Annotated in this window: 12 protein-coding genes; 7 read left to right on the top strand and 5 right to left on the bottom strand. The window is 74.0% G+C overall.

All coding sequences use genetic code 11. The annotated features are described in order from the left end of the window. Positions 1–855: FIST N-terminal domain-containing protein (locus tag GTW08_RS13520; RefSeq protein WP_202417131.1), on the top strand; the 855-nt coding region annotated here is incomplete at its 5' end. 4 nt (positions 856–859) lie between these two features. Here the strand turns inward: GTW08_RS13520 and GTW08_RS13515 are convergent. After that, a complete protein-coding gene (locus GTW08_RS13515; protein WP_073575503.1) occupies positions 860–1,987 on the bottom strand; it encodes an epoxide hydrolase family protein in 1,128 nt (375 codons plus the stop codon). A 56-nt stretch (positions 1,988–2,043) separates the two neighbouring features. Beyond that, the gene (locus GTW08_RS13510; protein ID WP_073575502.1) at positions 2,044–2,802 is read right to left on the bottom strand and encodes an IclR family transcriptional regulator; all 759 of its coding nucleotides are present in this window, start codon (positions 2,800–2,802) and stop codon (positions 2,044–2,046) included. 69 nt (positions 2,803–2,871) lie between these two features. Here GTW08_RS13510 and GTW08_RS13505 point away from each other — a divergent pair, with 69 nt between their 5' ends. The 6 genes from GTW08_RS13505 (at position 2,872) to GTW08_RS13480 (ending at position 7,210) form a co-directional block, all read left to right on the top strand. Further along, positions 2,872–4,095, top strand: coding sequence for a 4-hydroxybenzoate 3-monooxygenase (locus tag GTW08_RS13505; RefSeq protein WP_073575501.1), 1,224 nt, complete (start codon positions 2,872–2,874; stop codon positions 4,093–4,095). 29 nt (positions 4,096–4,124) lie between these two features. Beyond that, a complete protein-coding gene (gene pcaH / locus GTW08_RS13500) occupies positions 4,125–4,823 on the top strand; it encodes a protocatechuate 3,4-dioxygenase subunit beta (RefSeq protein WP_062400788.1) in 699 nt (232 codons plus the stop codon). After that, entirely contained in the window at positions 4,820–5,374 is a 555-nt protein-coding gene (gene pcaG, locus GTW08_RS13495; protein ID WP_073575500.1) for a protocatechuate 3,4-dioxygenase subunit alpha, read from the top strand. The genes pcaH and pcaG overlap by 4 nt, the downstream gene beginning before the upstream one ends. 128 nt (positions 5,375–5,502) lie before the next feature. Continuing rightward, positions 5,503–6,081 (top strand): GtrA family protein, encoded by a 579-nt coding sequence (locus GTW08_RS13490; RefSeq protein WP_157818489.1) that lies wholly within the window; start codon positions 5,503–5,505, stop codon positions 6,079–6,081. Continuing rightward, the gene (locus GTW08_RS13485; RefSeq protein ID WP_139282799.1) at positions 6,045–6,956 is read left to right on the top strand and encodes an alpha/beta fold hydrolase; all 912 of its coding nucleotides are present in this window, start codon (positions 6,045–6,047) and stop codon (positions 6,954–6,956) included. Before GTW08_RS13490 ends, GTW08_RS13485 begins: the two co-directional genes overlap by 37 nt. 26 nt (positions 6,957–6,982) lie before the next feature. Beyond that, positions 6,983–7,210 (top strand): hypothetical protein, encoded by a 228-nt coding sequence (locus GTW08_RS13480; RefSeq protein WP_073575498.1) that lies wholly within the window; start codon positions 6,983–6,985, stop codon positions 7,208–7,210. 47 nt (positions 7,211–7,257) lie between these two features. On the opposite strand, the gene GTW08_RS32990 is transcribed toward GTW08_RS13480, so the two are convergent. From GTW08_RS32990 to GTW08_RS13465, 3 genes are all read right to left on the bottom strand, one after another. Then, on the bottom strand, positions 7,258–8,094 hold the full coding sequence (locus GTW08_RS32990; protein ID WP_139282798.1) for a methyltransferase domain-containing protein: 837 nt from the start codon (positions 8,092–8,094) through the stop codon (positions 7,258–7,260). Beyond that, on the bottom strand, positions 8,091–8,942 hold the full coding sequence (locus tag GTW08_RS32985; protein ID WP_100879853.1) for a class I SAM-dependent methyltransferase: 852 nt from the start codon (positions 8,940–8,942) through the stop codon (positions 8,091–8,093). Before GTW08_RS32985 ends, GTW08_RS32990 begins: the two co-directional genes overlap by 4 nt. 340 nt (positions 8,943–9,282) lie before the next feature. Next, on the bottom strand, positions 9,283–9,923 hold a 641-nt coding region (locus GTW08_RS13465; protein WP_275938982.1), incomplete at its 5' end, for an acetyl-CoA hydrolase/transferase C-terminal domain-containing protein.

Below are 9,923 nucleotides of genomic sequence, written 5' to 3'. Positions count from 1 at the left end.
GACGCGATCGGCGTGCGCGGCCCGGTCCCGCCCGCCGAGGACGACCGCGTCGCCGTCCTGCTCGCCGACCCGTTCGCGTTCCCGGTCAGCGGGGTGCTGGACCGGCTCGCGTCGACGAACCCGGGCTTCCCGGTGATCGGCGGCCTGGCGAGCGGCCCCGGCGGCCCCGGGGCCAACCGGCTGTTCGCCGGCGGCACCGTGCACCACGGTGGCGCGGTCGGTGTGCTGCTCGGCGGCGCGTCCGGCGCGCGGGTCGTCGTCAGTCAGGGATGCCGCCCGATCGGGCCGCCGATGGTCGTCACCCGCGCCGAGCAGAACCGGATCGCCGAGCTCGCCGGGCGGCCCGCGGCGGAGCGGCTGCGCGAGATCGTCACCGCGCTGCCGCCCGAGGAGCAGCAACAGGCGCTGACCGGGCTGCACCTGGGCGTCGCAGTCGACGAGTACGCCGAGTCCCACGACCGTGGGGACTTCCTGGTCCGCGCGGTGCTGGCCGTCGACGTCGGCGACGGCGCCGTCATCGCGGGCGACGTCGTCGAGATCGGCACCACCGTGCGCTTCCAGGTCCGCGACGCCGCGGGCGCCGCCCAGGACCTGCACGAGCTGCTCGCCCCGGTGCGCCGCGCCGCGCCGGCCGCGGGCGCGCTGCTGTTCTCCTGCAACGGTCGCGGCGCCGGCATGTTCGGCGACGCCGACCACGACGTGCACGCCGTGCGCGTCGGCCTCGACCCGCACGCGGGCGGGTCCGGCGACGCGCCCGGCCCCCGGGTGGCCGGCTTCTTCGCCGCCGGGGAGATCGGACCGGTCGGGCCGGGCAACCACCTGCACGCGTTCACCGCGTCCGTGCTGGTGGTCTGAGACCTCAGCGCAGGGTGCGGAAGAACCCCCGCACCTCGTCGACGAAGGACTCGGGCTGCTCCAGCGACGGGAAGTGCCCGCCGACGTCGGGACGCGAGAACCAGCGCAGGTCGGTGTAGCGGCGCTCCAGCCAGGACCGGGGGAGCTTCACCATCTCGTGCGGGAACTGGGCGACACCGGTCGGGACCTCGACGTCGTCGAGGCGGCGGCGGGCGAAGCTCTCCCAGTAGATCCGCGCCGACGACGCTCCGGCCGAGCCCAGCCAGTACTGCATGACGTTGTCCAGCAGCCGGTCCCGGCTGATCACGTTCTCCGGGTGACCCGCGCAGTCGGTCCAGTCCCAGAACTTCTCCACGATCCACGTGCACTGCGCGGCGGGGGAGTCGGCGAGCCCGTAGCCGATGGTCTGCGGACGGGTGGACTGCTCGGCGGAGTAGCCGGAGCCGTAGCGGGAGAACTCCTTGGAGAAGCGGATGTCGGCCTTCTCCTGCGTGGTGAGCCCGGCGGCGTCGTCGGGCTTGGGCGCCAGCGCCATCGTCAGGTGGATGCCGTACAGCATCTCCGGGGCCGCGGTCCCCAGCGCCGAGGTGATCATCGAGCCCCAGTCGCCACCCTGCGCGGCGAAGCGCTCGTAGCCGAGCCGGTCCATCAGCTGCGCCCACGCGACGGCGATCCGCTCGACCCCCCACCCGGTCGTCGTGGGCTTGCCGGAGAACCCGAACCCGGGCAGCGTCGGCACGACGACGTGGAAGGCGTCGGCGGGGTCCTCGGGATCGGTCAGCGCGGGCAGCACGCCGAGGAACTCGACCAGCGAGCCCGGCCAGCCGTGGGTGAGCAGCAGCGGCATCGCGTCCGGGTGCTTCGAGCGGGCGTGCAGCACGTGGATCTCGACCGAGTCGTCGCCGCCGCCGTCGAGACCGGTGCGGAACTGCGGCCACGCGTTGATCTCGGCCTCGACGCGGCGCCAGTCGTAGCGCGTGCGCCAGTACTCGCACAGCTCGCGGGCGTAGTCCAGCGGGACGCCCTGGGACCAGCCCTCGACGGTCGCCGGATCCGGCCAGCGGGTGCGGGCGAGCCGCTCACGCAGGTCGTCCAGCTCGGCGTCGGGGATCTCGATCCGGAAGTCGCGCACGTCGTCACGGTGGCACGGAACGCCACGACGGGCGTACCGGCCACGGCACGGAACGATCACGATGCGGCGAGCGCCCGGCTGATCCCGCGGGCCGCCGCGCGCACCGCGGGCACCAGGGTGTGCGGGTTCGTCGCGGCCGGCACGACGATCGACAGCCCGGCGACCACCGGACCGTCCCCGCCGCGCACCGGGGCGGCCACCGACATCGACACCTCCTCGATCTGCCGGTCGGACACGACGAACCCGCCGGTGCGGGCCTGGGCGAGCAGCGCCCGGACACCGTCGGCGCGGCACACCGTGAACGGGGTGAACCGGCGGATCGGGCGGGCCAGCACGGCCTCGACCGCGGCCGGGTCGGCGTGGGCGAGCAGCACGAGCCCGACCCCGGTCGCCGTCGACGGCAGCCGCGACCCGGTCCGGGTGACGATCGAGACGGCGTCGCGGCTGGACAGTCGCTCGACGTAGACGACCTCGCCGGCGTCGTCCGGGTCGAGCACGGCGAGCTGCACGTTGTGCCGGGTGACCTCGTGCAGGTCCTCCAGGAACGGCATCGCCGCCTCCCGCAGCCCGTGGCTGGCCGGGGCCAGGTGCGCGATCTCCCAGAGCCGCAGCCCGATCCGGTAGCGGCCGTCGTCGCCGCGGTCCAGCGCCCCGCCCGCGGCGAGCTCACCGGCGATCCTGTGCACCGTCGTCAGCGGGAGCCCGGTGCGCCGGGAGATGTCGCTCAGCCCGAGCACCGGGTCCTGCGCGCTGAACGCGCCCAGCACGTCCAGCACCCGCGCGGTGACCCCCGAGCGGACCGGACGCGTCGTCATGGCCGGGCATTCTTCCGTAGAGCGGAAGCCCGGTCGAACGGCCGTGCCGGGAACGGGAAGGTGACTCCCATGACGCAGCGACGCGAGTCCCGGACCCAGGTCGGCATCGTCGGGGCGGGCCCCGCCGGGCTCGTGCTGGCGAAGCTGCTGGCGCTGGCCGGTGTCGACTCGGTCGTGCTGGAGGCCCGCGACCGCGCCTACGTCGAGGCCCGGGTCCGCGCCGGGGTGCTGGAGGCACCCACGGTCGAGCTGCTGCGCGGGATGGGCGTCGCCGGACGGCTGGACCGCGAGGGCATGCCGCACACCGGCATCTCGCTGCGCTTCGCCGAGGCCCCCGGCGCCCCCGCCGCCGACCACCGGATCGACTTCGCCGACCTCGTCGGCACCGGGATCACCGTCTACGGCCAGCAGGAGGTCGTGAAGGACCTGCTCGCCGACCGCCTCGACGACGCGGGCCTGCCGGTCGAGTTCGGCGTCTCCGGCGTCGCCCTGCACGACGTCGACACCGACGCCCCGTCGGTCACCTACGCCGACGCCGACGGCGCCGAGCACGTCGTGCGCTGCGACGTGATCGCCGGCTGCGACGGCTTCCACGGCGTCTCCCGCCCGCTGGTGGCACCGGACATCGCCGAGCGGGTCTACCCGTTCTCCTGGCTCGGGGTGCTCGCGAAGGCCGCTCCCACCACCGACGAGCTCGTCTACGCCCACCACGACAACGGCTTCGCGCTCTACTCGATGCGCAGCCCCGAGGTGACCCGGCTCTACGTCCAGGTCCCGAACGACACCAGGCCGGCCGACTGGTCCGACGCCCGCATCTGGGACGCCCTGCACACCCGCCTGGCTTGCGAGGGCTTCACGATGAACGAGGGCGAGTTCCTCGAGAAGCCCTCGGTCACCCCGATGCGCAGCATGGTCGCCTCCCCGATGCGCCGCGGACGGCTGTTCCTCGCCGGCGACGCCGCGCACATCGTCCCGCCCACCGGGGCGAAGGGCATGAACCTCGCGATCGCCGACGTCCGGGTGCTCGCCGAGGCGGTCGTCCGCGCGCTGCGCGACGGCGACACCGGCGGCCTCGACTCCTACTCCGACACCTGCCTGCGCCGGGTCTGGCGGGCCGAGCACTTCTCCTGGTTCATGACCTCGATGCTCCACCGTTTCGACCCCGCCACCGAGGGCGGCGACGCGTTCGGCGTCGGCCTGCAGCGCTCCCAGCTGCGCTACACCGTGACCTCCCGCGCCGCCGCGACGAGCCTTGCCGAGAACTACGTCGGCCTCCCGCACGGCGCCGTCTAGATCCCACCCACCACGAGGAAGGACCGCCGATGCAGGGCTACGCCCCCGTCCCGGCCGGGACCCACGCACCGCTGCTCTCACCGGACTACCGCAGCACCGCGCTGCGGGCGCCGTCCGAGCAGCCGGTGATCCTGCCCCAGCGGCTCACCGAGATCACCGGCCCGCTGCTCACCGGCCCGGTCCGCCCGGGCGACGACGACCTCACCGTCGGCGCCGGCGGCGAGGCGCTCGGCCAGCGGATCGTCGTCGCCGGGCGGGTGCTCGACTCCGACGGCCGCCCCGTGCCGGACACCCTCGTCGAGGTCTGGCAGGCCAACGCCGCGGGGCGCTACGCCCACCGCTGGGACAACTGGCCCGCCCCGCTCGACCCGAACTTCACCGGCGGCGGCCGGGTCCTCACCGACGCGCAGGGCAACTACTCGTTCACCACGATCAAGCCCGGCGCCTACCCGTGGGGCAACCACCACAACGCCTGGCGCCCCGCCCACATCCACTTCTCGCTGTTCGGGCGTGCCTTCACCCAGCGGCTGGTCACCCAGATGTACTTCCCGGACGACCCGCTGTTCGGCCAGGACCCGATCTACAACGCGACGCCGGAGGAGGCCCGGGGGAGGCTGGTGTCCACCTTCGACCTCGACGCGACCCGGCCCGAGTGGGCGCTGGCCTTCCGCTTCGACATCGTGCTGCGCGGCCGCGGCGCCACCCCGTTCGAGGAGCCCCACGCATGAGCCTGCCGCTGACCCCCACCCAGACCGTCGGCCCGTACCTGTCGCTGGGGCTGCCCTGGCCGGACGGCCCGGACGTCGTGCCCGACGGCACCCCGGGTGCCGTCCTCGTCGGCGGGACCGTGGTCGACGGCACCGGCGCGCTCGTGCCCGACGCGCTGGTCGAGACCTGGCAGGCGGATCCGGACGGCCGCTTCGACCATCCCGACGACCCGCGCGGCGCGGCGAAGTCCACGGTGGAGGGCTTCCGCGGCTTCGGCCGCTGCCCCACCGACGACGAGGGCCGGTGGCGGATCCGCACCGTGCTGCCGGGTGCGCTGCCCGACGAGGCACCCCACATCGACGTCTCGGTGTTCGCCCGCGGCCTCCTCGACCGCGTCGTCACCCGCATCTACTTCCCCGAGCACGCCGACGCCCACGCCACCGACCCGCTGCTCGCCGCGGTCCCGGAGGCGCGCCGGCACACGCTCGTCGCCGTCGCGGAGGGCCCGGGCCGGTACCGGTTCGACATCCGCCTGCGCGGCGAGGGCGAGACGGTGTTCCTCGCACTGTGACGGTGCCCGGCCGCGCGCGCACCCGCCCGGGGCATCACCCCGTGAAGGTGTGACGCGTCCGGTTGATTCCCGGTGATCCGTCGGGGGTACTCCTGCGAAGATCTACCCAGCGGGGGGCGGGAGGACCGGTGGACGCAGCACAGTCGGCGGCACACGTGCCGTTCGGGGACCCGGCGACCTCCGCGGCCCGGGTCCCCGGGCGCGTGAACGGTGCCGTCGTCGCGTTGTCGCGGCGGTACCCGCTGGCCGTGCAGCTCGCCCGCTACGCCGCCGTCGGCGGTGGGGCGACGGCGCTGAACGCCGCGCTGTTCCTGCTGTGCCGCCCGGTGCTCCCGGCCGTCCCGGCGAACCTGGTCGCGCTGGTCCTCACCACCGCGATCAGCACCGAGGCCAGCCGCCGTTTCGCCTTCGACGGCGCCCCCGCGCACCGGCTGCGCGAGTGGGTGCAGGACGCGGGCACCGTCGCGTTCTACGCGACCTACACCTCCGCGGTGCTGCTCGCACTGCACCAGCTGGCCGGGGCCACCACGCCGGGGGAGGAGGCCGCGGTCGTCGCGGTCGCCAGCCTCGCCGGCGGGCTGCTGCGGTTCGCGGTGCTGCGGTTCTGGGTGTTCGATGTGGCGCGGCCGGCCGCCGCCGGCGCGCGACCCGACCAGGGAGGACGGCACCCGTGCCCGGAACAGTCGACTTCGACGCCTTCGACCTGACCGTCGGCCCGCCCGAGGAGCGGGTCGTCGTCCACGGGGTGCGCGGCGGCGAGGGTCCGCCCGTCCTGCTGCTGCACGGCTTCCCACAGACCCACGCCATGTGGGGGCCGCTCGCGGCGGACCTGGCACGTGACCACACCGTCGTCGCCACCGACCTGCGCGGCTACGGCGAGTCCGGCCGCCCCACCGACGGCGAGAACCACGCCGGCTACTCGTTCCGGGCGATGGCCGCCGACCAGGTCGACGTCATGGCGCGGCTCGGGTTCGACAGCTTCGCCGTGGTCGGCCACGACCGCGGCGCCCGTGTCACCCACCGGATGCTGCTGGACCACCCCGAGCGCGTCGCGCGGGCCGCGCTGCTCGACATCCTCCCCACCGCCTACGTCTACGCCCACACCGACCGGGCGCTGGCGACGGCGTACTACCACTGGTTCCTGTTCATCCAGCCCGCCGACCTGCCCGAGCGACTCATCGCCGGGGACCCGATCGGCTACCTGCACTCGCTGCTCGGCGGCTGGGGCTCCGGACTGGACGCGCACCCGCCCGAGGCACTGGCCACCTACGAGCGCGCGTTCGCCGACCCGGCGGCCCGGCACGCGATGCTGGAGGACTACCGAGCCGGCGCCTCGATCGACCTGGAGCACGACGCCGCCTCCGACGTGGCGGGCGAGCGGATCGCCGCGCCCACCCTGGTGCTGTGGGGCGAGCGCGGCGTCGTCGGCGCCAACAGCGAGAGCCCACTGGAGGTCTGGCGCCGCGCGGCCGCCGATCCCGGTCTGGTCACCGGGGAGGCGGTCACCGGGGCCGGGCACTTCCTCGTCGACGAGCAGCCCGCCGCCACCACCGCGGCGGTGCGTGCCTTCCTCTGCGGCTGACCGGGCGATCGGGAAGACTCGTGCGTATGCGACGAACCACCCCTCTCCGGGCGCTGCTCGGCACCCTCGCGGCGCTCGCGCTCGTCCTCACCACCGCCGCGTCCTGCGGCGGCGGGTCCGCGACCCCCGAGCCGGCCCCCCAGCAGCAGCAACAGCAGCAGGGCACGGACGACGACGACCGCGACGGCGACGACGACCAGGACGGCCGGCAGGACGGCGACGACGGCGGCAACGGCGCCGACGACGACGGCTGAGCGCGTCCGGCCCGGGCCCCGCGCGAGGCCCGGGCCGGACACCGTCCTCAGGTCCGGACCGCGTGCACGATCCCCCAGGTGAGCTTCCCGGTCCGCCCGCCGTCCACCCAGTGCTGCAGGCCCGCCTTCATGGCGCTCAGGTAGGGACCCGAGATCGACGACGAGAGCTCCTCCTCGTGCGCCACGAGCTCCTCGCGTACCCGGCGGTAGTGGGTCGGCAGGTGCTCGGCGTGGTCGAGGAATTGGACGCCGCTGAAGCCACGCTGCGCCAGCCCGTCGGTGTAGAAGCCGGGCGTGGCCATCGTGGACAGTGCGATGCGGTCGAGGATGGGCTGGATCGAGGACTGGTCGAGCCCGTCGACGGCCATCGGGTCGGTGAACACCACCTGCCCGCCGGGGCGCAGGACCCGGGCGATCTCGTCCAGCACGGTCTCGCGGGAACCGGAGTGCAGGAACGCGTCCTGTGACCACACCAGGTCGATCGAGGAGTCCTCGACCGGCACGTCCTCGTAGCTGCCGGTGGTCACCTCGACCCGACCGTCCAGGCCCTGCTCCCGGGTCATCCGCTCGTTGCGGGCGTTCTCCACCGGGGAGAGGTTGAGGCAGTGCACCGTGGCCCCGTGTGCGGCCGCCAGCCGGCGGGCCGCGCCGCCGTACCCCGCCCCGAGGTCGAGTACCCGGGTGCCGGGGCCGACCCCGGCGACCTCGGCCATCCGGGTCACCGTGCGGGCGCTGGCGACCGAGATCAGCTCGTCCGGTGCGCTGTAGATGCCGACGTGGATGTCCTCGCCGCCCCAGACCCGGGAGTAGAAGGTGTCGGCGTCGTCGGAGTCGTAGTAGGACCGGGCGGTGTGCTCGGCGGTGTCCTGGGTCGTCCGTGTCACTCGGCGTCCTCCTGGTCGAGGTAGGCCTTCTCGGCGATGTGCACGAAGAAGTCGGGCTCGTCGTCGGCGTAGGTCGACTGGAAGTCGCCGTAGGTCTCGACCCGCTGGAACCCGACCTCGTGCATGAGGCGGCGGGTGTAGTCCTTGCGCAGCGGGAACATGTTCAGGTGGTACTGGGACCCGTCGGGGAACCGGTAGCGGAACCGGGCGAGGCCGTCGTCGACGTACTCCGGCTCGGCCACGACGTCGTCGCCGCAGTAGTAGTACTGGTGCTTCGAGCTGAAGCCGTTGTCGAGGATCGCGTCGTAGTTGCGCTGGTCGAGGATCAGCACACCGTCGTGGGAGAGCATGGCGTAGAACTCGGCGAGCGCCCGGCGGCGGTCACGCTCGGAGAACAGGTGTGTGAACGAGTTCCCGAGGCAGATGATCGCGTCGTACTCGCCGTGGACGTCGCGGTTGAGCCAGCGCCAGTCGGCCTGCACGACGCGCAGCACGTGCCCGCCGAACTTCATCCCGTTGTCGAAGGCCTTCGCCAGCATCTCGGCGCTGCCGTCGGCGGAGACGACGGTCTCGAAGCCCTCCTCCAGCAGCCGGACGGAGTGGAAGCCGGTGCCGGTCGCCACGTCGAGCACACTGGTGACACCGCGCCTGCGGAGCTGCTCGACGAAGAAGCTGCCTTCGCTGGCGTAGCGGGCCCGCCAGTCGATCAGCTCGTCCCACTTGTCGACGAACGTCTGCACGTACTCGTGCTTGTAATGGGTGGACTCGCGGACCTCCGTGGGCGCGTCGCCGAACTCCTGCACGGTGCTGGCGGGCCCCCGGAGCCCGCTGCGGTGGTCTGCCGTCATGGGGCGCGCCTCCTCGGCGCTCGGGTGCGGGACGGCCCTGACGGTAGGTGTCCCCGCGGCCCCTGTCCCCTCACCCAGGGTGAGACTGGAACGGCCGCCGGGGTTGTGCTATGCGCAACTCGGCCGGTCATTCGGGGATTTTCCGGGCGGCGGCGAGCGGACCCGGGCGGTGACCGGCGGCGTGCGGGCCCACCAGTGACGTCATGTGGTCGTCACACATCGTGGGTCCGGAGTGGACGCCGTCTCACTGCCGTCCGGCCGGCGGTGGCCCGCGGCCGGGACGTCGGTGATCCGTTCACCCCGGGTGATCTGTGGTTCCGGTCACACCGTGGATCGGAGTTCACACGTCTGGCGTAACGGCGCCGCCCCACAGGGCGCTCAGCGCGCGTCGCCGCTCGGCGCGGCCGAGCCCCCGCAGGTCCGCCGTGCCCCGTTCGGTGACGACCACGTCGACGTCGTGCGACGGCGTCGTCACCGGTCCGCCGAGCCGCTCGACCAGCGTCGGGCGCCCGCGGTGCGCCGCGGGCAGCGCGATCACCGACAACCCCGGCCCGCGGACCGCGGCGGCCGCGAAGTCCGGGTGCCCGCCGATCATCCCGGCCGCCGAACCGGCGACGCCCTCGACGTTGACCTGGCCGTCCCGGTCGATCTCCAGCGCGGTGTTCAGCGCGACCAGCGGCCCCGGGCCGGTGCTGAGCCGGGACACGTCGTGGGTGTGCTCGACCGGGCGGACCGTGCCGCGGCCGGCCCGGCCCAGCCGGTCGGCCCAGTCGTAGAGCCGGGGGCTGCCGTAGAGCGCCGTCGACGACGGTGTCCCGCGCAGCAGCCCGCGCTCGTCCAGGTCGACGACCGCGTCGGCGAGCAGCCCGGAGTCCACCGCGACCGGCACCTGCAGGGCCTCGACGAGTGCGGCGGCCAGCCGCCCGGGGCCGAACTGGATCCGCGCCCCGGCCGGGACGAGACTCGCGACCGCGGCGGCCA

Origin of the sequence: Pseudonocardia sp. SID8383 (assembly GCF_009864975.1) — a bacterium.
GTDB classification, from domain to species: domain Bacteria; phylum Actinomycetota; class Actinomycetes; order Mycobacteriales; family Pseudonocardiaceae; genus Pseudonocardia; species Pseudonocardia alni.
The sequence above is the reverse complement of the archived record's forward strand: the minus strand, read 5'-3'. Positions and strand labels throughout refer to the sequence as shown.